Annotated in this window: 22 protein-coding genes and 6 tRNA genes; 12 read left to right on the top strand and 16 right to left on the bottom strand. The window is 53.2% G+C overall.

Going from position 1 to position 23,122, the window contains the following annotated elements:
* The first annotated feature begins 164 nt into the window (after positions 1 to 164).
* Genes HHI26_RS09890 through HHI26_RS09900 form a run of 3 tightly spaced genes read left to right on the top strand, consistent with a single transcriptional unit; the run spans position 165 to position 2,933 of the window.
* Positions 165 to 845, top strand: a complete 681-nt coding sequence (locus tag HHI26_RS09890) for a response regulator transcription factor (RefSeq protein WP_133845950.1) — start codon at positions 165 to 167, stop codon at positions 843 to 845.
* A complete protein-coding gene (locus HHI26_RS09895; protein ID WP_171148994.1) occupies positions 842 to 2,194 on the top strand; it encodes an ATP-binding protein in 1,353 nt (450 codons plus the stop codon). The genes HHI26_RS09890 and HHI26_RS09895 overlap by 4 nt, the downstream gene beginning before the upstream one ends.
* A gap of 43 nt (positions 2,195 to 2,237) precedes the next feature.
* Complete coding sequence (locus tag HHI26_RS09900) at positions 2,238 to 2,933, top strand: GntR family transcriptional regulator (protein ID WP_133845952.1); 696 nt, start codon at positions 2,238 to 2,240, stop codon at positions 2,931 to 2,933.
* Positions 2,934 to 2,992: 59 nt separating this feature from the next.
* Here the strand turns inward: HHI26_RS09900 and crr are convergent, their stop codons facing one another.
* The 3 genes from crr to ptsH form a co-directional block, all read right to left on the bottom strand.
* The gene (gene crr / locus HHI26_RS09905; protein ID WP_133845953.1) at positions 2,993 to 3,496 is read right to left on the bottom strand and encodes a PTS glucose transporter subunit IIA; all 504 of its coding nucleotides are present in this window, start codon (positions 3,494 to 3,496) and stop codon (positions 2,993 to 2,995) included.
* A 43-nt stretch (positions 3,497 to 3,539) separates the two neighbouring features.
* Positions 3,540 to 5,267, bottom strand: a complete 1,728-nt coding sequence (gene ptsI, locus HHI26_RS09910) for a phosphoenolpyruvate-protein phosphotransferase PtsI (protein WP_133845954.1) — start codon at positions 5,265 to 5,267, stop codon at positions 3,540 to 3,542.
* Between the two features lie 216 nt (positions 5,268 to 5,483).
* Entirely contained in the window at positions 5,484 to 5,741 is a 258-nt protein-coding gene (gene ptsH / locus HHI26_RS09915) for a phosphocarrier protein Hpr (protein WP_034916267.1), read from the bottom strand.
* Between the two features lie 137 nt (positions 5,742 to 5,878).
* Between ptsH and HHI26_RS09920 the strand changes: the two genes are divergently transcribed.
* Complete coding sequence (locus HHI26_RS09920; RefSeq protein WP_159336158.1) at positions 5,879 to 6,160, top strand: hypothetical protein; 282 nt, start codon at positions 5,879 to 5,881, stop codon at positions 6,158 to 6,160.
* Here the strand turns inward: HHI26_RS09920 and cysK are convergent.
* Positions 6,135 to 7,106 carry a cysteine synthase A gene (cysK, locus tag HHI26_RS09925; protein ID WP_133845955.1) on the bottom strand — a complete coding sequence of 324 codons (972 nt, stop codon included), beginning with the start codon at positions 7,104 to 7,106 and terminating at the stop codon, positions 6,135 to 6,137. The two genes, HHI26_RS09920 and cysK, sit on opposite strands and share 26 nt — an antisense overlap.
* Before the next feature lie 194 nt (positions 7,107 to 7,300).
* Positions 7,301 to 8,062, bottom strand: coding sequence for a sulfate transporter CysZ (gene cysZ, locus HHI26_RS09930; protein ID WP_133845956.1), 762 nt, complete (start codon positions 8,060 to 8,062; stop codon positions 7,301 to 7,303).
* Between the two features lie 220 nt (positions 8,063 to 8,282).
* Here cysZ and zipA point away from each other — a divergent pair, with 220 nt between their 5' ends.
* From zipA to HHI26_RS09945, 3 genes are all read left to right on the top strand, one after another.
* Complete coding sequence (gene zipA, locus HHI26_RS09935; RefSeq protein WP_133845957.1) at positions 8,283 to 9,224, top strand: cell division protein ZipA; 942 nt, start codon at positions 8,283 to 8,285, stop codon at positions 9,222 to 9,224.
* 71 nt (positions 9,225 to 9,295) lie between these two features.
* Complete coding sequence (ligA, locus tag HHI26_RS09940) at positions 9,296 to 11,308, top strand: NAD-dependent DNA ligase LigA (protein WP_171148995.1); 2,013 nt, start codon at positions 9,296 to 9,298, stop codon at positions 11,306 to 11,308.
* A gap of 1 nt (position 11,309) precedes the next feature.
* The gene (locus HHI26_RS09945; RefSeq protein WP_133845959.1) at positions 11,310 to 11,537 is read left to right on the top strand and encodes a DUF3820 family protein; all 228 of its coding nucleotides are present in this window, start codon (positions 11,310 to 11,312) and stop codon (positions 11,535 to 11,537) included.
* A gap of 6 nt (positions 11,538 to 11,543) precedes the next feature.
* Here HHI26_RS09945 and HHI26_RS09950 read toward each other — a convergent pair whose 3' ends face one another.
* Positions 11,544 to 12,566, bottom strand: a complete 1,023-nt coding sequence (locus tag HHI26_RS09950) for a bile acid:sodium symporter family protein (RefSeq protein WP_133845960.1) — start codon at positions 12,564 to 12,566, stop codon at positions 11,544 to 11,546.
* Between the two features lie 94 nt (positions 12,567 to 12,660).
* Between HHI26_RS09950 and HHI26_RS09955 the strand changes: the two genes are divergently transcribed.
* A complete protein-coding gene (locus tag HHI26_RS09955; protein ID WP_133845961.1) occupies positions 12,661 to 13,581 on the top strand; it encodes a LysR family transcriptional regulator in 921 nt (306 codons plus the stop codon).
* On the opposite strand, the gene HHI26_RS09960 is transcribed toward HHI26_RS09955, so the two are convergent.
* From HHI26_RS09960 to HHI26_RS09980, 5 genes are all read right to left on the bottom strand, one after another.
* A complete protein-coding gene (locus HHI26_RS09960; RefSeq protein ID WP_171148996.1) occupies positions 13,578 to 13,922 on the bottom strand; it encodes a FlxA-like family protein in 345 nt (114 codons plus the stop codon). The two genes, HHI26_RS09955 and HHI26_RS09960, sit on opposite strands and share 4 nt — an antisense overlap.
* Positions 13,923 to 14,258: 336 nt before the next feature.
* Positions 14,259 to 14,334: transfer RNA gene (locus HHI26_RS09965), tRNA-Lys, on the bottom strand.
* A gap of 4 nt (positions 14,335 to 14,338) precedes the next feature.
* Positions 14,339 to 14,414 (bottom strand) — tRNA-Val (locus tag HHI26_RS09970).
* A gap of 35 nt (positions 14,415 to 14,449) precedes the next feature.
* Positions 14,450 to 14,525 (bottom strand) — tRNA-Val (locus tag HHI26_RS09975).
* A gap of 54 nt (positions 14,526 to 14,579) precedes the next feature.
* Positions 14,580 to 14,655: transfer RNA gene (locus tag HHI26_RS09980), tRNA-Val, on the bottom strand.
* 258 nt (positions 14,656 to 14,913) lie between these two features.
* On the opposite strand from HHI26_RS09980, the gene gltX reads away from it, so the two are divergent.
* Positions 14,914 to 16,323 carry a glutamate--tRNA ligase gene (gltX, locus tag HHI26_RS09985; RefSeq protein WP_171148997.1) on the top strand — a complete coding sequence of 470 codons (1,410 nt, stop codon included), beginning with the start codon at positions 14,914 to 14,916 and terminating at the stop codon, positions 16,321 to 16,323.
* A gap of 43 nt (positions 16,324 to 16,366) precedes the next feature.
* On the opposite strand, the gene HHI26_RS09990 is transcribed toward gltX, so the two are convergent.
* Together HHI26_RS09990 and HHI26_RS09995 are read right to left on the bottom strand one after the other, a co-directional pair.
* Positions 16,367 to 16,717 carry a YfeC-like transcriptional regulator gene (locus HHI26_RS09990; protein WP_133841218.1) on the bottom strand — a complete coding sequence of 117 codons (351 nt, stop codon included), beginning with the start codon at positions 16,715 to 16,717 and terminating at the stop codon, positions 16,367 to 16,369.
* Positions 16,718 to 16,871: 154 nt separating this feature from the next.
* Positions 16,872 to 17,660 (bottom strand): formate/nitrite transporter family protein, encoded by a 789-nt coding sequence (locus HHI26_RS09995; protein ID WP_133841219.1) that lies wholly within the window; start codon positions 17,658 to 17,660, stop codon positions 16,872 to 16,874.
* Positions 17,661 to 18,010: 350 nt separating this feature from the next.
* Between HHI26_RS09995 and HHI26_RS10000 the strand changes: the two genes are divergently transcribed.
* A tRNA-Ala gene (locus tag HHI26_RS10000) sits at positions 18,011 to 18,086 on the top strand.
* Positions 18,087 to 18,136: 50 nt separating this feature from the next.
* Positions 18,137 to 18,212, top strand: a tRNA-Ala gene (locus HHI26_RS10005).
* 219 nt (positions 18,213 to 18,431) lie between these two features.
* Here HHI26_RS10005 and HHI26_RS10010 read toward each other — a convergent pair.
* Entirely contained in the window at positions 18,432 to 19,616 is a 1,185-nt protein-coding gene (locus HHI26_RS10010) for a NupC/NupG family nucleoside CNT transporter (protein WP_133841220.1), read from the bottom strand.
* 440 nt (positions 19,617 to 20,056) lie between these two features.
* Between HHI26_RS10010 and HHI26_RS10015 the strand changes: the two genes are divergently transcribed.
* Complete coding sequence (locus HHI26_RS10015; RefSeq protein ID WP_133841221.1) at positions 20,057 to 21,295, top strand: Nramp family divalent metal transporter; 1,239 nt, start codon at positions 20,057 to 20,059, stop codon at positions 21,293 to 21,295.
* 238 nt (positions 21,296 to 21,533) lie between these two features.
* Here the strand turns inward: HHI26_RS10015 and HHI26_RS10020 are convergent, their stop codons facing one another.
* Both HHI26_RS10020 and mgrA read right to left on the bottom strand, forming a co-directional pair.
* The gene (locus HHI26_RS10020; RefSeq protein ID WP_133841222.1) at positions 21,534 to 21,896 is read right to left on the bottom strand and encodes a DUF2502 domain-containing protein; all 363 of its coding nucleotides are present in this window, start codon (positions 21,894 to 21,896) and stop codon (positions 21,534 to 21,536) included.
* Positions 21,897 to 22,093: 197 nt separating this feature from the next.
* Positions 22,094 to 23,083, bottom strand: coding sequence for an L-glyceraldehyde 3-phosphate reductase (gene mgrA / locus HHI26_RS10025; protein ID WP_133841223.1), 990 nt, complete (start codon positions 23,081 to 23,083; stop codon positions 22,094 to 22,096).
* Positions 23,084 to 23,122: the final 39 nt, after the last annotated feature.

The raw sequence follows: 23,122 nt of genomic DNA on the forward strand, positions 1-23,122 counted from the left end.
CTGCCATTATTTCTTCGCAGCGGCCGAACCTTCTGCCGCTGCGCGCATCAAATCCTTCCTGACACTTCCCCCACCTTTGATTAGACTGTAAGGATTGGGTAAAAGCGGCTGCGAAGCCGTCGATAACAGGCGAAAATAGCGGCTGTATCATTGAGAGATCCCGTATGAAAATTTTACTGGTTGATGACGACCTTGAACTGGGCACCATGCTCAGTCAGTACCTGATTGCCGAAGGCTTTGATGCTTCACTGGTGTTAACGGGGAAAGCGGGTGTGGAAGGCGCGCTCTCCGGCGACTACAGCGCCATGATCCTCGATATTATGCTGCCTGATATGAGCGGTATCGATGTGCTGCGCCAGGTACGTCAGAATGGCCGCCTGCCGGTGATTATGCTGACTGCCAAGGGCGACAACATCGACCGGGTGATTGGCCTGGAGATGGGTGCGGATGACTATATGCCGAAACCGTGCTACCCGCGTGAGCTGGTGGCGCGTCTGCGTGCGGTGCTGCGTCGCGTAGAAGAGCAGCCCGTGGTGCTGGAAAACAAAGAGGTGATTGGCTGGGGTGAGTTGACGCTTAACCCGGCAACGCGTATCAGCGAGTGGCAGAAAAAGCCGTTCGACCTGACCGCCTCAGAGTTCAACCTGTTGGATCTCCTGCTGCGCTCCCCCGATCGCGTGGTCTCAAAGGACGAGCTGTCGGAAAAAGGGCTGGGACGTCCGCGTGAAGCCTATGACCGCAGCGTGGATGTGCATATCAGCAATATCCGTCAGAAGCTGGCGGCACTGACGCAAGACACCATCAACATCGAGACGGTGCGCAGCATCGGTTACCGTATCCGATGAAATCCGGGTTCCGTGGTTTTCTGTTCTGGAAAATCCTGCTGGGCTTCTGGCTGACCTATATTGCGATTACCCAGCTGCTGTGGCTGGGTTTTAGTCTGTATGGCAAACATCATGAACCCCCGGAAAACATGGCCACTAAGCGTATCGTCAATTTGCAGATGACCTCTGCGGTGTCGGTGCTGCAACGCGGCGGGCTGGAAGCGTTGAACGACATGATGGTTGACTGGCCGCCTAACGATCGGCGTTTTTTCTCCGTGCGGCTGATGGCTAAACCGCCACAGCAGGTGATGCCGCGCGATGAGTTAAACCGCGATCTTGCCCCTGGCGAATTCCCGAAAGAGGTGACGGAATGGGTCACCGGGGCTGACGGCCGCCAGTATCAGCTAAGGTATGATGTGGCAGGCCTGCGTGCTGACAGTACGATGGGCAGACGTCCGCACAGTATTCTCAATATGCCGGAGCCGCTATTTATTGTCGGCGGCATCTGCGGGTTGCTGTTCAGCCTGTTCCTGGCATGGAACCTGACGCGCCCGATGCGCCAGCTGCGTGCGGGATTTGGCCGCGTCTCGAAAGGCGATCTTTCGGTCCGTCTGTTCCCACAGATGCGCCGTCGCCACGATGAGTTTTCGGTTGTGGCACAGGACTTCGATGCGATGGTTGAGCGCCTGTCGGTGCTGGTCAAAGCGCGTGAGGAGCTGCTGCACGATGTCTCTCACGAACTGCGTTCGCCACTGGCACGCTTGCAGCTGGCAACCGGGCTGGCAAGGCAGACGCCGGAAAGTGTTAATGCCTCGCTCGATCGTATTGATGAAGAGGCGCGTCGTCTGGATAAAATGATTGGTGAACTGCTGACGTTGTCGCGTGCAGAACATCAGAGCCTGCCCGATGAGCAGTATTTTGATCTACTGGGGTTACTGAACGCCGTCACCAACGATGCGCGCTATGAAGCGCAGATCCCCGGCGTCGAGATTCTGTTGAATGCGGATGAGCAGCAGGATTATACGGTCAAAGGGGATGCGAACCTGATCCGCTCGGCCGTCGAAAATGTGGTGCGCAACGCGCTGCGTTTTTCCCTGCACGGCCAGCAGGTGATCATTAGCCTGCACAAGGAACATGACTGGCTGGTGATTAGCGTCCGCGATCATGGACCCGGTGTGGAGGCTGACAAGCTTTCGAGTATTTTTGACCCCTTTGTACGTGTCAATTCACCCTTATCAGGTAAAGGCTATGGGCTTGGGCTGTCAATTGTGCGTAAAGTGGTGACTGCCCATCAAGGGGAAGTTAGTGCGGTGAACGCCCGTGATGGCGGACTGGAACTCACTATTCGTTTGCCGCATTGGGTGGTTTAGCCACGGCTATCAGCACAATTTTTTTATTTCGTTGAGGTAAGACATGAGCGGTGTGGCCAGCGCCAGACAGCAGGAAGTACAGCGCATCGTCGATTCTCTGTCGATGGCTATCGCACAGCATCGATTAAAGCCCGGTATGCGGCTGGTAGAAGCACAAATCGTTGACGTGCTGTCAGCCAATCGCAATCACGTGCAGGCGGCCTTACAGAGGCTGGCGTTGCAGCATATCGTCACGATTGCCCCGAATCGCGGAGCGAAGGTCGCACAGCCCGAAGCTCGTGAGGCGCGGGAAGTGTTTATCGCCCGCCGGGCGATTGAACATGCCGTACTGGCCGGGATCAGCATCGGGAAAATGGCACTGCATTATGATGAGATAGAAGCTCATTTACAGGCGGGGGAAGAGGCTGCTGCCCGTGAAGACCGCCGCGATATTATCCGTGAGCTGAGCCAGTTTCATTTGCTGCTGGCGAAAATCAGTGATAATCAGGTATTGAGTGAGATGCTCTCTACTCTGATGGTGCGTAGCTCGCTGATTGTCGCGTTATATCAGCGTAATGACACACCGGATTGCCAGTGCCGGGAACACCGCGGGGTGATTACTGCTCTGCGGGCAGGGGAGGTGGAGCGAGCGCAGATCATTATGGATGAACATCTTCACCATATTGAGCAGCAACTGGAGCTGGACGATGTTCCAATACCGTCTCTCAACCTGCGAGATGCGTTGCTGAGCAGTTGGTAATTTCCCCATAAAAAAAGCCCCCGGACCGAAATCAGGGGGCTTATCGACGATGACCGCTGTTACTTCCTGATGCGGATAACCGGGGTTTCACCCACGACAACGTTACCCGTCAGCTTAACCAGCTCTTTGATCTCATCCATATTCGAGATCACCACTGGGGTCAGCGTTGATTTTGCTTTTTCTTCCAGCAGCGCCAGATCAAACTCGATCACCACGTCGCCTTTTTTAACTTTCTGACCTTCTTCAGCGATGCGTTTGAAGCCTTCGCCTTTCAGTTCAACCGTATCAATTCCGAAGTGGACAAACAGCTCGATGCCGTTGTCTGATTCGATGGAAAAAGCATGATTGGTTTCGAAGATTTTACCGATGGTGCCATCTACCGGCGCAACCATTTTATTGCCAGTAGGTTTGATAGCGATACCGTCGCCAACAATCTTCTCCGCAAACACCACGTCTGGAACGTCTTCGATATTGACGATTTCACCCGACAGAGGTGCTACGATCTCGATGGCACCTGATGCGGAATCAGACTTATCGCCAAAAAGTTTTGAAAACAAACCCATGTTCTTCTCCTAAGCAGTAATATTGGGCCAGCGTGTCCAGGTCTCAGCAGAGTGTTTTTTCTTCAATGAACTTGTTGACCAGGTTCATCAACTCGTCCGCTGTAGGTTGAGCCAGAGCCTGCTCTGCCAATGCCTTCGCATCTTCAAAATTCGTATTACGAATAATTTTCTTAATGCGTGGAATAGAAATGGCACTCATGCTGAATTCGTCCAGCCCCATTCCCAATAACAGTAGTGTAGCACGTTCGTCGCCTGCCAGCTCACCACACATGCCAGTCCATTTACCTTCGGCATGAGAAGCATCAATAACCTGCTTAATCAGCGTCAGAACAGAAGGAGACATTGGGTTGTAGAGATGGGAGATCAGGTCGTTACCACGATCCACTGCCAGAGTATACTGCGTCAGGTCGTTTGTCCCAATACTGAAGAAATCGACTTCTTTTGCCAGATGATGAGCAATGACGGCTGAAGCAGGTGTTTCCACCATAATACCCACTTCAATACTTTCGTCGAAGGCTTTGCCTTCTTCGCGCAGCTGAGCTTTCAGGGTTTCCAGTTCAGCTTTCAGGAAGCGAACTTCCTCAACGGCGATGATCATGGGGAACATGATACGCAGTTTGCCAAACGCAGAGGCACGCAGGATAGCGCGCAGCTGAGCATGCAGAATTTCAGGACGGTCCATCGCGATGCGAATCGCACGCCAGCCGAGGAAGGGATTGTCTTCTTTCGGCAGGTTCATGTACGGCAGGTCTTTATCACCACCGATGTCCATGGTACGTACAATCACAGCCTGAGCACCGACGGCTTCAGCAACGGCTTTATACGCCTGGAACTGTTCGTCTTCCGTTGGCAGTGATTCACGGTCCATAAACAGGAATTCGGTGCGGTACAGGCCAACACCTTCTGCGCCATTACGTTCAGCACCCGCGACATCACGCACAGTACCGATGTTAGCGCACACTTCTACCTGATGGCCATCAAGCGTAATTGCCGGCAGATCTTTCAGTTTCGCCAGCTCAGTTTTCTCGCTGAGATACTGATGTGCTACGGCTTTCAGCTCTTCGATTTTTTCAGATGTCGGGTTAACGTACACCTGATTGTTGACGCCATCGAGGATCAGGAAATCGTCATTTTTAACCTGGCTGGTCACATTACCGGTGCCGACGATAGCGGGAAGTTCCAGAGAACGCGCCATGATCGAGGTGTGTGACGTGCGGCCACCGATATCGGTGATAAAGCCCAGCACTTTGTTCAGGTTGAGCTGTGCGGTTTCTGACGGAGTCAGATCTTTCGCGATCAGCAGCACTTCTTCATTGATGGCGCTAAGGTCAACGATATGCAAGCCAAGAATGTTTTGCAGCAGGCGTTTACCGATGTCACGAACGTCGGCAGCACGCTCTTTCAGATACTCGTCATCGAGCTCTTCCAGCGCTTTCGCCTGGCCTTCAATCACAGAAAAGGCAGCAGCATCCGCAGTGGCGTGCTCGTCTTTAATCAGGGCGATGATTTCTTGCTCAAGTTCTTCATCTTCGAGCAGCATGATGTGCCCTTCGAAGATCGCTTCTTTCTCTTCACCGAAGGTTTCCCCGGCTTTGATTTTGATCGCTTCCAGCTGCACGGCAGCTTTTTTACGACCATCAAGAAAACGTTGAATTTCCTGGTCGACCTGGTCGGCAGAAATCTTTTTCCGGTTGATGATAATCTCATCTTCTTTCAGCAGAAGCGCCTTGCCGAAAGCGATACCCGGTGATGCTAAAATGCCTGAAATCATAACCCTACCTTTTCTTTCTCTGATAATCATCTGAGGCGGAGAACCGCGGATGACTGCACATCGGTTAATCCACTCAGCGAGCCAGATGGAGTACACAATCCGTTTCGTCAGTTTTGGGTAACTTTACGGAAACAATATCGCGAACGTACTGTTCGCGATCAATATTGCATAACTCTGTCTGGAAACACTTCGCTATCGAAGCTGAAAGCGAACGGATTACTCCAGTTCTGCCATCAGTTTAACCAGGTGCTCAACGGCTTTCTGCTCATCTTCGCCTTCAGCTGACAGGGTAACCACGGTGCCCTGAGTCAGACCCAGAGTCTGTAACTTGAACAGGCTTTTCGCGCTGGCAGATTTACCGTTAGAGGTCACGGTGATTTCTGAAGCGAAAGCTTTAGCTTCTTTAACGAACTGAGCTGCTGGACGAGTGTGCAGGCCGTTTGGTGCGGTGATGGTAACTTCTTGCTGGAACATTATGTTTCCCCAACTTAATTTGGTTTGGTGTTGTTGATCTAAAGTCTAGCCTGGTGGCTGAACTTTAGCCTGTAGTGAGTCGCGCTGGCATGGTACAAAGACTGGCCAAAAAATGCGCTGGTAAGGTGGAGTGAAGAGTGAGAAAGAACGTGGTGTTTCCCAGTACTTATCCATTTACCATTATGCCGCTATTTCGCTTTGTGCGCCAAACCAGTAAATCGATTCAGCTTGATCCAGTTCACGCGGCGATTAATTTTACGGATCGAAATAATTGGCAGCTTAAATACCAGACACTGGTGGGTAAAATCAATCTACAGGGTGGTAAAAGTTTGACGCACTCCACAAAAAAGCACCCGATCGGGTGCTTTTTCAGACAATATCGCCTTTCTGGCACTACTGTTGCAGTTCTTTCTCAGTAAAGAGATCGGCAAACAGCGCAGTTGACAGGTAGCGTTCGCCAGAAGAGGGCAGAATCACCACGATATTTTTGTTGGCGAAAGCTTCATCTTCCTGCAGTTTCAGCGCAGCAGCAACGGCCGCACCGGAAGAGATACCCGCCAGAATGCCTTCCTCTTCCATCAGGAGGCGTGCCGTCGAAATAGCTTCCTCGTTGGAGATGGATACCACGCGGTCAACCAGATTCAGATCGAGGTTACCCGGAATGAAACCGGCACCGATACCCTGAATTTTGTGGGGGCCTGGTTTAATCTCTTCACCTGCGATGGCCTGAGCAATGACCGGCGAGTCCACAGGCTCAACGGCGACGGTAATCAGCTCTTTTTTACCTTTGGTGTTTTTAATGTAGCGGCTGACGCCAGTCAGCGTACCGCCGGTGCCGACGCCGGCAATAAACACGTCAACTTCGCCATCGGTGTCTTCCCAGATTTCCGGGCCGGTGGTCTTTTCATGAATTTCAGGGTTAGCCGGGTTGCTGAACTGCTGTAACAGAACAAATTTGTCCGGATCGGCCGCGACAATCTCTTCCGCTTTGCTGATGGCACCTTTCATGCCTTTCGCGCCTTCGGTCAGCACCAGATTCGCACCCAGCGCTTTCAGCAGTTTACGGCGCTCAACGCTCATGGTTTCCGGCATGGTCAGCGTCAGTTTGTAACCGCGTGCAGCGGCAACATACGCCAGGGCAATACCGGTATTACCACTGGTTGGCTCAACCAATTCGATGCCTGGCTTCAGAATTCCGCGTTTTTCTGCGTCCCAAATCATATTGGCACCGATACGGCATTTGACACTGAAGCTAGGGTTACGCGACTCTACTTTTGCCAGAATGCGTCCATTACCGATGCGGTTCAGTCGAACCAGCGGCGTATGACCGATTGTTAACGAGTTGTCTTCATAGATCTTACTCATAGCCCGTCCTTAACTGTATGAAATATTGGGAACGCTTAGAGCATACCTTGTTCATTTAGCCAGTGAAGTGATGAAATCGAATATAGATATGTTCTGCAGAAATAAGCCCTACAGAAATGGCATAAGCAGCCTGTTTTGCTTAAACCTCCCCGGTGGGCAAGGCCGACCACGCCTGTCAGTCGGCCCGTGATGATCTATCGGTTCAGCGCCAGATGCGGACGATATTTATCCACCCACATGGCGGTGGCCCCACAGACCGCTACCGGCATAATCACCAGATTCAGTAGTGGGATCATGGTGAATAAACTCACCAGTGCCCCGAACTGCATATTCTCCGTTTTATTCTGCCGCAGCGCGGAACGCATCTGGCGGAAGCTCACTTTGTGATTATCGAAGGGAAAATCGCAGTACTGAATAGACAGCATCCACGCGCTGAACAGGAACCACAATACCGGGGCGGCGGTCTGACCGAATACCGGCACAAAATAAAGCAAAAACAGCACCAGGGCGCGGGGCAGGTAATAAGCCAGTTTTTGCCATTCGCGCTTCATGATACGCGGCAGGTCTTTCACCAGTCCGCTCCAGCCATTATCGGGCAACGGCTTGCCGGTCAGACGGCCTTCCAATTGTTCGGCAAGCAGGCCGCAGAAAGGCGCGGCAATCCAATTGGCAATGGTGGAGAAAAAGTAACTAAAGACTAAAATAATCGACAGGACCATGAGCGGCCAGAGCAAATAGCTTAACCACTGCAACCAACTGGGGATCATCGCCATCAATTCTGGGATCCAGTGGCCGAGACGGCCAAACAACCAGACGAAAGCGCCCCCCATTAACAGGATGTTGACCAGCAGTGGAAGAATGACGAAACGACGGATACCCGGGAGAAGGATCAGCTTCCATCCCTGGGCAAAATAGTGGACGCCACTGTGTGTCGGATCAGAATTGTGAGGTGACATGTACTGCTTTTCTCCTTTGAATGGGCAGGCGAAGGTTATCATAACTCAGCTTTTTTCCCTTTACAGAGGGACTTTGAGCGAAAAATCAGCAAAAAAGCGGCCTCAGACTGGGATATTTGTCAGAAAATACTGCACAGACTTGCACTTGTGTACCTGGGCAAATACAGTTAGAGGATAAAGTTTGCCGCGGTGGCAAGGTATTGGAACAACAGAGAATACAATGATGCAGGATTTGCGTCTGATATTAATCGTTGTTGGCGCGATCGCCATAATAGCGCTTCTCCTTCACGGCCTGTGGACCAGCCGTAAAGAGCGCTCATCCGTTTTTCGTGATCGCCCACACAAACGTTTAAAGCAGGATAGAGAAGAAGCGTTCGAGGACGAAGATGAGAGCGTGGGCGAAGTGCGTGTACAACGCAGCCAGCCTGAGCCATCGGAGCCTTCCCTGAGTGGCTTTAATGCCGGGGATGAGCCGCCGCGTCAACCCAAACCTCGCCCGCAGCCTGAACCGGTTCGTCATCAGCCGGTGGTGGATGAACAACCTGAATCCGATCCGCTGTTCGGTGGTGCTCTGCAGCATGCCCCTGAACCCGAACGGGAAGTCGCTGAACCTCTGCGTCAGCCTGAGCCGATCCGTCAGGTCGCGCCTGCTGTTCCAGTGCAACCTCAGCCTGAACCCGAGGCCGTGCCGCCATCAGCCGCAGAGATTGCCGAAGCGAAGCGCGAAGAAGCACGTCGGAAAGAGACGGTGCTGGTGCTGCATGTTTCTGCCCACGCGGGTGGCAGCATCAACGGTGAAGCCCTGTTACAGGGTGTACTGCAAGCCGGTTTCCAGTTTGGTGAAATGAATATCTTCCATCGTCATCTGAACCCGGCGGGCAGCGGCCCGGTCCTGTTCAGTCTGGCGAATATGGTAAAACCGGGGTCGTTTAATCCAGACAACATGTCTGATTTCACCACGCCGGGCGTGTCGATCTTTATGATGGTGCCGTCCTACGGCGATGCGCATCAGAACTTTAAGCTGATGCTGCAATCTGCCCAGCGTATCGCCGACGATGTCGGTGGTGTTGTACTGGATGATGAACGCCGCATGATGACACCGCAAAAGCTGGAAACGTATAAAGCACGCATTCGCGATGTGATTGACGCTAACAGCAACTAATTTTATCTTTATCCGCAATCTCTTCCTGAACCCCCGGTCTCCGGGGGTTTTTTATCTCTGATGGTGCCGCTATGGAATCCGTACAAAACAAAATCAACCATTTGCGAACCCTGCTTCGCCACCATGAACATCAGTATCACGTACTGGATGCCCCGGAAGTGCCGGATGCGGAGTACGATCGCCTGATGGGTGAACTGCGTGAGCTGGAAACGGCTCATCCGGAGCTGATAACCGCTGATTCACCCACCCAGCGCGTTGGCGCTGCACCGCTGGCGGCTTTTGATCAGGTGCGCCACGAAGTGCCGATGTTGTCGCTGGATAATGCTTTCGATGAAGAGAGCTACCTGGCATTCGATAAGCGTGTGAAAGATCGTCTGAAAAACAGCGATGACATCACCTTCTGCTGTGAGCTGAAACTGGATGGGCTGGCGGTCAGCCTGCTGTATGAAAACGGTGAGCTGGTGCGTGCAGCAACGCGTGGCGACGGCACCACGGGTGAAAATATCACGGCTAACGTGCGCACCATTCGCGCCATCCCGTTGCGTCTCAGCGGTGACAATATTCCGGCGCGCATGGAAGTGCGCGGTGAAGTGTTTATGCCGCTGGCCGGTTTTGAAAAAATGAACGACGAAGCGCGCCGTACCGGGAGTAAGGTCTTTGCTAACCCGCGTAACGCTGCTGCGGGCTCTTTGCGTCAGCTTGACCCGCGTATTACCGCCAAACGCCCGCTGACGTTCTTCTGTTACGGCCTCGGGCTGCTGGAAGGGGGCGAGATGCCGCGCAGCCATTGGGGGCGCCTGCAACAGTTTAAAGCCTGGGGTTTACCGGTCAGCGACCGCGTGCGCCTGTGCCATAACGCCGATGAAGTGCTGACCTTTTACCGTGAAGTAGAAACCGCTCGCCCAACGCTGGGTTTTGATATTGATGGCGTGGTGATCAAAGTGGATTCGCTGGATCGCCAGGAACAGCTGGGCTTTGTTGCCCGCGCACCTCGCTGGGCGATCGCCTTTAAATTCCCCGCTCAGGAGCAGATGACGGTCGTGCGTGACGTTGAGTTCCAGGTGGGGCGTACCGGGGCGATTACCCCGGTAGCCCGACTGGAGCCGGTGCTGGTGGCCGGGGTTATCGTCAGCAATGCCACGTTGCACAACGCTGACGAGATTGAACGGCTGGGGCTGAAGATCGGCGATCGCGTGGTGATCCGCCGCGCGGGTGATGTGATCCCGAAAGTGGTCAGCGTGGTCGATCACGCGGAAGATGCCCGTGACGTAGTGTTTCCTGGCCAATGTCCGGTCTGTGGTTCCGACGTTGAGCGCGTGGAGGGCGAGGTGGTTGCTCGCTGCACGGGCGGCCTGATCTGTGGCGCACAGCGCAAAGGCGCGTTAAAACACTTTGTCTCGCGTCGGGCACTGGATATCGACGGAATGGGCGAAAAGATTATCGACCAGTTGGTGGATAAAGAGTACGTCCTGAACCCGGCCGACCTGTTCGATCTGACGGCGGGTAAACTGACCGGGCTGGATCGTATGGGGCCGAAATCGGCACAGAATGTGGTAGATGCGCTGGCGAAAGCGAAGCAGACCACCTTTGCCCGCTTCCTGTATGCCCTGGGCATCAGTGAAGTCGGTGAGGCGACGGCGGCTAACCTGGCAGCGCATTTTGGTACGCTGGAGGCGCTGATGGCGGCGGATCTGGAGGCATTGATTGCCGTGCCGGATGTCGGCAAAGTGGTGGCCAGCCACGTGCGGAACTTCCTGGATGAAGAGAGTAACCGTGAAGTGATCCGCCTGCTGGTGGAGAAAGCCGGTATAAGCTGGCCTGACGTTGTGGTCGTGAAAGCGGAAGAGATCGATAGCCCGTTTGCCGGGAAAACCGTGGTACTGACCGGTTCACTGACCGTTCTGTCGCGTGATGAAGCCAAAGACCGCTTGGCGGCGCTCGGCGCGAAAGTGAGTGGCAGCGTGTCGAAGAAAACGGATCTGGTGATCGCCGGAGAGGCCGCAGGCTCCAAGCTGGTTAAAGCGCAGGAACTGGGTATCCCGGTGATCGACGAAGCGGAAATGATACGTTTACTGGGTGAATGACATGGAAAAACAGCACCTGATTGAGATTGCCAATACCGAAATGCCGTTTGGCAAATACAAAGGCCGGGCGTTGATTGACCTGCCGGAAGAGTATTTGCTGTGGTTTGCCCGCAAAGATGAGTTTCCTCAGGGCCACCTGGGGGAGCTGATGCAGATCACGCTGGCCATCAAAATAGAAGGGCTGGAAGGTCTGGTGAAACCGCTAAAACGGGGCCACCAGGCCCCGTAATCTCACTTATTTCTGCGACTCCATCACCGCGGGTTTCGAACGGCTCGCCTTATGCTGCGCAGCCAGTTTTTCGCCTGCTTTTTTGTAGCGCTGGGCCAGCATTGAACACACCATTAACTGCACCTGATGGAAGATCATCAGCGGCAGCACGATAATCCCTACGGCGGCCGACGGGAACAGAATATTGGCCATTGGTACGCCGTTTGCCAGGCTCTTTTTCGACCCGCAGAACAGAATGGTAATCTCATCCGCACGGTTAAAGCCAAACAGTCGCGCGGCCGCCAGGTTAATCGCCAGCACCACGAACAACAGACCCAGGCTACCCACCACAATCCACACCAGCGTCATCACGCCGACACGGTGCCAGATGCCGTTCACTACCGCTTCACTGAAGGCCGAGTAAACCACCAACAGGATTGAAGCCTGATCGGTTTTGCCAATCAGACCACGATTTCTTTCCACCCAGTCAGCAATCCAGCGACGGGAAAGATGCCCGACAACAAACGGTACCAGCAGTTGCAGCATGATTTTACCAATCTGCTCCAGGCTGCCGCCCACGGCATCACTGTGGACATTCATCAACAGGCTGACCAGCAAGGGTGAAATAAAGACCCCAAGCAGGCTCGATGCCGAGGCGCTACACACCGCAGCGGCTACGTTACCGCCCGCCAGTGAGGTCAGGGCGATGGATGACTGCACCGTGGCAGGCAAAATAGACAGGTAAAGGAACCCGGTATAAATCTCTGTGCTGAGATTCAACGGATGCCACCAGACAAACAGCATGCCCAGTGCCGGGAACAGCACAAAGGTGCTGAACATCACCCACAGATGCAGGCGCCAGTGGCCGCCGCCCGCAATAATTTTCTCCCGCGACAGCTTGGCGCCATGCATAAAGAACAGCAGGGCGATGGCTGCCGTTGTCAGCCATTCAAAAAAATCGACAAAATGACCGCGCGCAGGCAGAAATGACGCCAGCAGCACGGTGATAATCAGTTTCAACATCAGTGGATCGATACGAAAAATACCCATTGTTAATGCCTGGTTAAAAAATCATGCGGCTATTGTGCGCTGGCAGGGTTTAGAAATAAAATTGATTTATTGAATTCATATATGAGCCGAATCGATGAATTACACATTACGCCAGCTGCGGGTGTTCGTTGCCGTTGCCCAGCAGGGGAGTTTCAGCCAGGCGGGCCAGCTGATTGGCCTTAGCCAGTCGGCGGTGAGCCACAGTATTAAAGAGCTGGAAAGTGAAATGGGTATCCGTCTGCTTGATCGCACAACGCGGGAGGTTCTGCTGACGGAAGCCGGAGAGCAGCTCGCCAGCCGCCTTGAGCGGCTGCTGGAGGAGCTGAATACCACGCTGCTGGATGTGCGCAGCTATGGGCAACAGCGCAGCGGTACGGTGCGTGTGGCGGCCAGTCAGACCATTTCTGCGCATCTGATGCCGCAGTGTCTGGCGGCGGGGCAGCTGCATTACCCGGAAATCAAAGTGATGTTGCGCGATCGCCCGCAACAATGGGTGCTGCAAAGCATCCGCAATGCGGAAGTGGATTTTGGCATTGTGGTCGGGCCGCTACAGGCGGATGACCTTGAGTGCGAAGCGATTCTGGATGAGCCGTTTCTGCTACTGTGCAGGCAGGACGATCCGCTGGCACAGCAGGAGACAATCCACTGGCATATGCTCAATCAGCGCACGCTGGTATTGCAGGACTATGCGTCTGGCAGTCGCGTGCTGATTGATGAAGCGCTGCGTGTGCAGCAGGTGCAGGCTGAGATTGCTCAGGAGATAGGCCATCCGGCCACGCTGTATCCGATGGTAGAAGCCGGGATCGGCATCAGTATTCTTCCGGCACTGGCGCTGCCATTACCACAGGGCAGGCCGCTGCTGGTGCGTCGGATTGTGCCAGAGATCAACCGCACCATTATGCTGGTCAGGCGTAAAAACCGCTCGCTGACGCCCGCCGCAGAAGCCATATGGCAGGAAGTGCGTCAGCAGGCAGAGCTGCTGACGCAACAGCGTGCTAGCGCATCGCCATTTTAGATATAGACATTCAGCTTATTATTTTCAGTCGGGCGGTTAACCCCGTCAGCGATTTTGCTGCTACCGCTGTCTGCTGCTTTACTCTCTTGCTGTTTTTCAGCGGCCTTCTCAGCCTCCTGTTGCTGAATTTGCGCAATCTGTGACTGAAGCAGCGCAATCTGGCTTTCAATCAACTGCTGTTGCTCAGACTTCTGTTCGGTTGTGAGGGTCGTGTCACCGCTTAAATTTTTAAGCTGTTCCTGTAACTTCACAATTTGCTTATAAATGCTTGCCGTTTGTGACACTGAACCGCCACCACTTGAGCTGCCCGATACGCTGGAACTGGTATTGATGGTTGTCATTTCTGTCTCCTTTGTATTTAACCAATACGGGTTATCGGACCGAAGCGCTGAGGACTTGAGGCAATAAAGCGTAAAAGGAGTGATAAGAAAGTGAAAGGAAAACCAGAAGGGTAAATCGCAGACAGCAAAAAGGCGCCTTTAGGGCGCCTTCTTACATTGGTGGGTCGTGCAGGATATGCCTCGCATCATATTGATGCTCGCCCTGCGGGTGATGATGGCGCATCAGCACAAAATTGCAGTGCAATTTTGTCGAACCTGCTGCAGGTTCTCATCCTGCACGTTAAGCTTCACCGCACAGAAACGAAAAAAGCGCCTGTTAGGCGCTTTTCTCTGAATTGGTGGGTCGTGCAGGATTCGAACCTGCGACCAATTGATTAAAAGTCAACTGCTCTACCAACTGAGCTAACGACCCGATATGGTGGGTGATGACGGGCTCGAACCGCCGACCCCCTCCGTGTAAAGGAGATGCTCTACCAACTGAGCTAATCACCCATATCGTTACTGCTTACCGAGAATTCACCGAGATATGGTGGGTGATGACGGGCTCGAACCGCCGACCCCCTCCGTGTAAAGGAGATGCTCTACCAACTGAGCTAATCACCCACATCTCAAATCTCTGGGTACTGCTTACTACGCGGGCATCATTCATATCATGAATGGTGGGTGATGACGGGCTCGAACCGCCGACCCCCTCCGTGTAAAGGAGATGCTCTACCAACTGAGCTAATCACCCCCGCTGTGTGGAGTCGCATTATAGGGATACGCGGAAATGAGTCAACGCTTTTTCAGCGTAAAATGTGTGTTCGTCGTAAAAATAATCAGGATGTTCTCATTTCAGGCAAAAACAGTGGCTTGCTGAGCACCATGGGGGCGAATCCCTGGCTGCAAACAGGGATTCGCGTTGAGGATTCGCCCGCAGGTGATAGAATGTGGCCCACGAAAAAATTGTTCTGACTCTGGCCAAAGCCTCCGCGTAATAAGGCATTCATTAATGAAAATCAAAACCCGCTTCGCTCCCAGCCCAACTGGTTACCTGCATGTTGGCGGCGCTCGTACCGCACTTTACTCCTGGCTGTTTGCCCGCAATCACGGCGGTGAGTTTGTGCTGCGTATCGAAGATACCGACCTGGAGCGTTCAACTCAGCAGGCGATCGATGCCATTATGGATGGCATGAACTGGCTGAATCTCGACTGGGATGAAGGCCCGTACTACCAGACCAAACGTTTTGACCGCTATAACGCGGTGATTGATCAGATGCTGGAAGCAGGCAGCGCTTATAAGTGCTACTGCTCGAAAGAACGTCTGGAAGCGCTGCGTGAAAACCAGATGGCTAACAACGAGAAGCCACGTTATGACGGCCGCTGCCGCGACAGCCATGAGCATCACGCCGAAGATGAACCTTGCGTGGTGCGTTTCCGCAACCCGCAGGAAGGTTCTGTGATCTTTGACGATCAGATCCGTGGTCCCATCGAGTTCAGCAACCAGGAACTCGACGATCTGATTATTCGTCGTACCGACGGTGCACCAACGTACAATTTCTGCGTCGTGATCGATGACTGGGACATGGAAATTACCCACGTTATCCGTGGTGAAGATCATATCAACAACACTCCGCGCCAGATCAACATCCTGAAAGCCATTGGTGCACAGGTGCCGGTTTACGCGCACGTTTCTATGATCCTGGGTGATGACGGCAAGAAACTGTCTAAGCGCCACGGTGCAGTGGGTGTGATGCAGTATCGTGATGACGGCTACCTGCCGGAGGCCCTGCTTAACTATCTGGTGCGCCTGGGCTGGTCTCATGGCGATCAGGAGATCTTCACGATTGATGAGATGAAGTCGCTGTTTGACCTTGATGTGGTCAGCAAATCTGCCAGCGCCTTTAATACTGAAAAACTGATGTGGCTGAATCATCACTATATCAACACCCTGGCACCGGAATACGTTGCAACCCATCTGCAATGGCATATCGAGCAGGAAAACATCGATACCCGCACCGGTCCGGAGTTGGCGCAACTGGTTACCTTGCTGGGTGAGCGTTGTAAAACGCTGAAAGAGATGGCCGGATCATGTCGTTACTTCTATGAAGAATTTGACGAATTTGATGCCGATGCAGCCAAGAAACACCTGCGCCCGGTCGCGCGTCAGCCGCTGGAAGTGGTGCGTGACAAGCTTGCTGCCATTACCGACTGGACGGCTGAAAATGTCCATCATGCCATTCAGGCAACGGCGGATGAGCTGGAAATCGGTATGGGTAAAGTCGGTATGCCGTTACGTGTTGCGGTAACAGGGGCAGGGCAGTCGCCTGCGCTTGATGTGACCGTGCATGCCATTGGGCGTTCACGCAGTGTGGCACGCATTGAAAAAGCGCTGGCGTTTATCGCCACCCGCGAAGCCTGACAGACAGCATAAAAAAACCCCGGCTTGTTGCCGGGGTTTTTAATTAGTCATTAATGCCCAGTCGTTGCAAAATCCCCTGAATACCCTCGCGCAGCAGCATTGCTGCCAGTTTGTCCTGTTCTTCACCGCTCAATTGCTGCAGAGAAGTGATTAACAGTGAAGGAAGCGAATTCTGATTTACACGATATTGAGCATTCGGTTCTGCTGCATGACGTGTGGATTTAAGAAAGACTTTCACGCGCTCATCAATATGAATCATGCGTGCTTTCCCACCTTGAACGCCGGGTTTCGGTGCGGTCGTCCAGTTTTCTTTCTTAACCCACTTATTGATAGTCTGTCTGCTAAAACCTGTTTGCTGTGCCAGTTCTTCCGGCGTTAACCAATCCTTTTTCACGCTCTTGTCCCTTTTGCCGAATAAAAGTCATTAGCATATTACAACAATTCATCACGCGAACAACTAACACAAATTACTAACCTTGGCAGGGCAAAGTGTAAAAAAGTGGTGCTGGATCGAGAAATATCCCCTAAAACAGCAGGGGATACTCATATTAGCGGGAAACAGAGCTTTCAGGTTGTGGGGCGCGGTAAGCGACAAAATAGGCCAGACCGACAAAAATAGCGCCACCAACCGCATTGCCAAGAAACACCGCAACAAAGTTAGGCAGGTATTCGGCCCAGCTCAGGTAGCCCGCAAAAATGGCAGCAGGAACGATAAACATATTGGCGACCACGTGCTGGAAGCCAATGGCAACGAACGCCATGATCGGGAACCACATCCCGAAGATTTTGCCCACCACATCTTTACTGGCAAACGCAATCCAGGTGGCAAGACACACCAGCCAGTTACAACCGACACCAGAAATAAAGGCGTGCAGGAAATCGGCATTCACTTTCGCGCTGGCAACGGCGACCGTTTTCTTCAGGTAATCCCCTTCCGTCATTCCCAGCATATGGCCGAAGAACCAGGCGATGGTGACGCTGCCAATAAAGTTAGCGAGGGTGACCCAGAACCAGTTACGCATGACACTCAGCGCAGAAATCTGGCGGGCAAACCACGCAACGGGCAGCAACATCATGTTGCCTGTTAGCAGCTCTCCCCCCGCCAGCACGGTCAGGATAATCCCTACCGGGAAAACCGCCGCTCCCAGCAGCGTGCCAAATGACCCCCAGCCAACGGGCAGTTGGGTGACGACATGAATATAGAGAAGAAAACCAAAGGCGATAAAAGAACCGGCGAGAAAGCCCAGGATCAATAAAGAGGAAATCGGGGTACGACTTTTGATCACGCCTGCCTGAACGACGACAGCCGAAATCTCTTTTGGAGTGTGCAAGGACATAATAGCTCTGGTGTTGTGAGTTGCTGGTAAAGTGCCAGATTTCGCCGCTCTCTGAAAATAGGTGATCATCCGTCACGGAGTAGGCCTGGCATTCAAAATCCGGCGCAGTCTTGCATGGTCAATTAACAAAAACAAGTAGCTTTTAGGCTCATTATTAACGTGTGATTAACACAATACAGGGGAGTCAGCGCGTAATGCGTTACAGGTGTGATAAAAACAGAGGGTTAGCGCTTTTCTGGGCGCTTTGACGGCTTTTTCAGCGATCGATCTCAGATTGTTATTTTGGCGTTGACACCAACCCCACTGTTTCATATTATCCCCGCCGTCAACACGACAGAGTTTTTCGGCTTGGGGGTATAGCTCAGCTGGGAGAGCGCTTGCATGGCATGCAAGAGGTCAGCGGTTCGATCCCGCTTATCTCCACCACATCTTCACCAGCAGATGGGGTGGCACCGAAAAACGCAGAGTTTAGTAGTGGGGGTATAGCTCAGCTGGGAGAGCGCTTGCATGGCATGCAAGAGGTCAGCGGTTCGATCCCGCTTATCTCCACCAAATTCTCAATAATTTCGATGATGTACCCATAATCTGCTTCGGCGGATTTTTTTTCGTTTCTATTTTCCCCTTCCGGATATTTTCTCACCGACAGAATCGTTGGTGGTCACTCTTAGGCTTTGTTTAAGCGTCTGTGAGGCGGTTGAGGCGTGGGAAGGCTTAGCGTAGACGGGAAGGCAGGGAAGGAAAGAAAGCGGGGCCAGAGGCCCCGCCAGGTGATTACAGCACCAGACCGGCAATGGATGCCGACAGCACACTCACCAGCGTTGAGCCGTACAGCAGTTTCAGACCGAAGCGGGATACCACGTTACCCTGTTCTTCATGCAGCCCTTTGATCGCCCCGGCAACGATACCGATAGACGAGAAGTTAGCAAAGGAAACCAGGAACACGGACAGGATGCCTTCCGCGCGTGGTGACAAGGTGGAGGCAATCTTCTGCAAATCCATCATCGCCACAAACTCGTTCGACACCAGTTTGGTGGCCATGATGCTACCGACCTGCAACGCTTCATTGCTCGGCACGCCCATCACCCAGGCAAACGGGAAGAACACATAGCCGAGGATACCCTGGAAGCTGATACCGAAAATGGTATCAAACAGGGCATTGATGGCAGAGATCAGGGCGATAAAGCCGATCAGCATCGCGGCAACAATCACCGCCACTTTGAAACCGGCCAAAATGTACTCGCCCAGCATTTCAAAGAAGCTCTGGCCTTCATGGGTGTTACCCAGTTTCAGGTCTTCTTCACTGTCCACGCGGTACGGGTTAATCAGCGACAACACAATAAAGGTACTGAACATGTTCAGCACCAGCGCGGCCACCACATACTTCGGCTGAAGCATGGTCATGTAGGCACCCACAATTGACATCGACACCGTGGACATCGCGGTAGCGGCCATAGTGTACATGCGGCGCTCTGACATCTTGCCGAGGATATCTTTATAGGCAATAAAGTTTTCTGACTGTCCCAAAATCAGTGAACTTACGGCGTTGAAAGATTCCAGTTTACCCATGCCGTTGACCTTCGACAGCACGGTACCGATGGCGCGGATGATGATGGGCAGGATGCGGAAATGCTGCAAAATACCGATCAGCGCAGAGATAAACACGATAGGGCAGAGGACGTTGAGCCAGAAGAAGGCCAGGCCTTTATCACTCATATTGCCAAAGACGAAGTTGGTCCCTTCCGCCGCGTACTTCAGCAATTTTTCGAACATATCAGAAAAACCTTTAACGAACCCGAGGCCCGCTTCTGAGTTCAGGAAGAACCAGGCAAGCAGAACTTCGATCACTAAAAGCTGTACCACAAAACGGATACGGATGTTTTTACGATCGCGGCTGACCAACAAGGCCAACAGGGCGACCATCGCCAGTGCCAAAGCAAAGTGCAGAATGCGGGACATATTTGCTCCAAATTAGAGGGCTGTTATATTTCGTTGCACATTCTATGTAACAAGAACCGGAAAAACGAGATCTATACCGCAATATAACAATTCCCTATTGCATCAGATTTCAGAAAAGCTTGAGCCGTCACATGTTTTCAACCCATTTGAACCCATTTCGTTACGTTCAGGCACTTTAATGCTCGATCCACTAATGCTTTGCAACACTCTTTTGCTGAAAAAATGACCCCCTAGCTGGTAAGTGATTTCCGAATACCCTACAGTGAAAACGGTTGCTGATTTTTTGGCTATGCCGTAATTTATTCCAAAGTATAGCCAGTGCTATACTTCATAGTGTTGGCTATCACTGCAATCAGAATAACCGTTCTAAATGCACTTGATAATCATTATCAATTAAAGGCACTATAGTTGCCGGGTGAATCGTCTCAGGGGTAACAACTATGTTCGGAAGCCGCACTGCGGAGCAGAACATTCGCAGTAGTCGTAAAATCAAATTTGCCTTAATGGGGCCAGCCTTTATTGCGGCAATTGGCTACATCGACCCCGGCAACTTCGCAACCAATATCCAGGCAGGGGCTTCCTACGGCTATACCCTGCTGTGGGTGGTGGTGTGGGCGAACATTATGGCGATGGTCATCCAGCTGATGTCAGCCAAGCTGGGCATCGCCACCGGCAAAAACCTGGCCGAGCATATCCGCGACCGCTTCCCCCGTCCCGCCGTCTGGTTTTACTGGGTGCAGGCAGAAATTATCGCGATGGCGACCGATCTTGCTGAATTTATTGGCGCTGCGATCGGTTTCAAACTGGTGTTCGGCGTCAGTTTGTTACAGGGCGCGATGCTCACCGGGGTCGCCACCTTCCTGATCCTGATGCTGCAAAGTCGCGGCCAGAAGCCACTGGAGCTGGTGATCGGGGGGCTGCTGCTGTTTGTTGCCGCCGCTTATGTGATCGAGCTGTTCTTCTCTCAGCCGAAAGTGGTCGATTTGCTCCAGGGAATGGCCGTGCCTTCGCTGCCCACGGCGGATGCCGTATTACTGGCGGCTGGCGTGCTGGGGGCGACGATTATGCCTCATGTCATTTATCTGCACTCGTCGCTGACACAAAAAGGCGATGGCGCCACGCGGACTGAGCGTTACGCCTCCACCAAACTGGACGTGGCGATTGCGATGACGATTGCGGGTTTTGTTAACCTGGCGATGATGGCAACGGCAGCGGCGACGTTTCATTTTAGCGGTCACAGCGGTATTGCTGACCTTGACCAGGCCTATCTGACCCTTGACCCGCTGCTGGGTAAAGCCGCCGCCATGGTGTTCGGTCTGAGCCTGCTGGCTGCCGGTTTATCATCTACGGTGGTGGGGACCATGGCGGGTCAGGTGGTGATGCAGGGCTTTATCCGCTTCCATATTCCACTGCTGGTGCGGCGCGTGGTCACCATGCTGCCTTCCTTTATTGTGATTATGGCGGGCTGGGAGCCAACACGCATTCTGGTGATGAGCCAGGTGCTGTTAAGTTTTGGTATTGCGCTGGCGCTGGTGCCACTGCTGGCCTTTACCGGCAATCGTGAGCTGATGGGCGATATGGTGAACTCGCGTCTGATGCAGAATGTCGGCCGCGCCATTGTGGCCGTGGTGGTGGTGCTGAATGGTTATCTGCTTATCGCGATGGCGATAAATCTGTAAGTTACCCGTCATACTTCAAGCTGCAGATGCGTTGGCTGCACCCATTCACCCCAGTCACATAGTTGGCTATGCTCCTGGGGACTATGAGCCTCATCCGTGAGGCTCACCCTGCGGGCCAGCACAAGTGCTGTTCAAATCGGTTCCTGACCGATTTGTCACGGGCTTGCCGCCTTCCTGCAGCTCGAATTATTTAGGCTAACTACAGGCATCTGTTTTTAGTCCCCAAGATGATCATTCTTTACCAGCGGTCGTGGCGGTCATGATGACGTCGCTCATTCTCATGATGGCGCCATTCGCGGCGACGATCGTGGTCGCGCCAGCGACGTTCCCGCTCCCACTCCTGATGACGGCGCATTTCTTCATGACGGCGCCACTGCTCGTGTCGCCACCAGCGGCCCTCATCGTAGCGATAATTATTACGCCACCAGTGATTGTCGCGCCAGCGGCCGCCATCCCAGTAACGTCCACGATCGTCGCGATCGCCTAAATGCAGTGTAATGCCAGGCGCCAGTGTAATACGGGCGCTGTCGGCGTGAGCTGTGTGCATCGCCAACGGGGATAAACTTGCCAGCAACGTGGCAACAAGCAATAAGCGTTTCATATTATCTCCTTTATCAGTGGTCTGACTTCCCCACCGTAGGAGCACAATATAAACACTTCATCGCCGTTACGCCTGGCGAACTCTGAAAAAACAGGGAACAGGTTGATTTGGGATTTATCTGGAGGGAGCAGAGGCGGGGTTAACGGTAAGGGCCGATCTTTTTATTGATCGGCCCTGATAGCGGGCGTACTGAAATATTAACCGAGAATCGTTTCTATCTCAGCCAGTTCATCGGCGCTAAAGCGACGGTTACCCAGCATCTGCACCGCATCATCAATCTGACTGGTTTTACTGGCACCGATCAGCACCGAGGTGACCCGGTCGCCGCGCAACACCCAGGCCAGCGCCATCTGCGACAGTTTCTGCCCACGGCGCTGCGCCAGCGCATTCAGACGCTGAACTTTATCCATCTTCTCTGGCGTCAGTTGATCACCACTCAGGAAGCGACTGCCGCTGGCGGCACGGGAATCCTCAGGGATACCGTTAAGATAGCGGTCGGTCAGCATGCCACCGGCCAGCGGTGAGAAGGCGATGCTGCCAACCCCCTGTTCTGCCAGCACATCCAGCAGTCCTGTTTCCGGGGCGCGTTCAAACATCGAATACTTCGGCTGATGGATCAGGCAAGGGGTTCCGAGTGCTTTCAGCAGGGTGATCGCCTGCGCTGCTAACTCTGCCGGGTAGTTAGATAACCCAACGTACAGTGCCTTACCCTGGCGTACCAGATGGTCAAGGGCGGTCATGGTCTCTTCCAGCGGTGTTTCCGGGTCCGGGCGGTGATGATAGAAAATATCCACGTACTCCACGCCCATACGTTTCAGGCTCTGGTCGAGGCTGGAAATCAGATACTTGCGCGATCCCCAGTCGCCGTAAGGGCCATCCCACATGGTGTAACCGGCTTTGCTGGAAAGCACCAGTTCATCACGCAAGGCGCGGAAATCCTCACGCAGGATGCGGCCAAAATTTTCTTCAGCCGAACCCGGAGGGGGGCCATAGTTATTGGCCAGATCGAAATGAGTGATACCGTTATCAAAAGCATGACGCAGCAGGTCACGACTGTTATCTACGCGGGTACTGTCACCAAAGTTATGCCACAAACCGAGGGAGATGGCCGGAAGCTTCAGGCCGCTGCGCCCGCAGCGGTGATAAGTCATTGTCTCGTACCGCTGGGCATCTGCTTGATAAACCATGAATAAATCCTGTTGTTAAAACGTTGGGGTCGTTGAACA

It is taken from the genome of Erwinia sp. JH02 (assembly GCF_013074405.1).
Lineage (GTDB): Bacteria > Pseudomonadota > Gammaproteobacteria > Enterobacterales > Enterobacteriaceae > Erwinia > Erwinia rhapontici.

Coding starts and splice junctions, on each gene's coding strand:
- HHI26_RS09890 (WP_133845950.1), top strand. CDS start 165: ATGAAAATTTTACTGGTTGATGACGACCTTGAACTGGGCACCATGCTC.
- HHI26_RS09895 (WP_171148994.1), top strand. CDS start 842: ATGAAATCCGGGTTCCGTGGTTTTCTGTTCTGGAAAATCCTGCTGGGC.
- HHI26_RS09900 (WP_133845952.1), top strand. CDS start 2,238: ATGAGCGGTGTGGCCAGCGCCAGACAGCAGGAAGTACAGCGCATCGTC.
- crr (WP_133845953.1), bottom strand. CDS start 3,496: ATGGGTTTGTTTTCAAAACTTTTTGGCGATAAGTCTGATTCCGCATCA.
- ptsI (WP_133845954.1), bottom strand. CDS start 5,267: ATGATTTCAGGCATTTTAGCATCACCGGGTATCGCTTTCGGCAAGGCG.
- ptsH (WP_034916267.1), bottom strand. CDS start 5,741: ATGTTCCAGCAAGAAGTTACCATCACCGCACCAAACGGCCTGCACACT.
- cysK (WP_133845955.1), bottom strand. CDS start 7,106: ATGAGTAAGATCTATGAAGACAACTCGTTAACAATCGGTCATACGCCG.
- cysZ (WP_133845956.1), bottom strand. CDS start 8,062: ATGTCACCTCACAATTCTGATCCGACACACAGTGGCGTCCACTATTTT.
- zipA (WP_133845957.1), top strand. CDS start 8,283: ATGATGCAGGATTTGCGTCTGATATTAATCGTTGTTGGCGCGATCGCC.
- ligA (WP_171148995.1), top strand. CDS start 9,296: ATGGAATCCGTACAAAACAAAATCAACCATTTGCGAACCCTGCTTCGC.
- HHI26_RS09945 (WP_133845959.1), top strand. CDS start 11,310: ATGGAAAAACAGCACCTGATTGAGATTGCCAATACCGAAATGCCGTTT.
- HHI26_RS09950 (WP_133845960.1), bottom strand. CDS start 12,566: ATGGGTATTTTTCGTATCGATCCACTGATGTTGAAACTGATTATCACC.
- HHI26_RS09955 (WP_133845961.1), top strand. CDS start 12,661: ATGAATTACACATTACGCCAGCTGCGGGTGTTCGTTGCCGTTGCCCAG.
- HHI26_RS09960 (WP_171148996.1), bottom strand. CDS start 13,922: ATGACAACCATCAATACCAGTTCCAGCGTATCGGGCAGCTCAAGTGGT.
- gltX (WP_171148997.1), top strand. CDS start 14,914: ATGAAAATCAAAACCCGCTTCGCTCCCAGCCCAACTGGTTACCTGCAT.
- HHI26_RS09995 (WP_133841219.1), bottom strand. CDS start 17,660: ATGTCCTTGCACACTCCAAAAGAGATTTCGGCTGTCGTCGTTCAGGCA.
- HHI26_RS10010 (WP_133841220.1), bottom strand. CDS start 19,616: ATGTCCCGCATTCTGCACTTTGCTTTGGCACTGGCGATGGTCGCCCTG.
- HHI26_RS10015 (WP_133841221.1), top strand. CDS start 20,057: ATGTTCGGAAGCCGCACTGCGGAGCAGAACATTCGCAGTAGTCGTAAA.
- HHI26_RS10020 (WP_133841222.1), bottom strand. CDS start 21,896: ATGAAACGCTTATTGCTTGTTGCCACGTTGCTGGCAAGTTTATCCCCG.
- mgrA (WP_133841223.1), bottom strand. CDS start 23,083: ATGGTTTATCAAGCAGATGCCCAGCGGTACGAGACAATGACTTATCAC.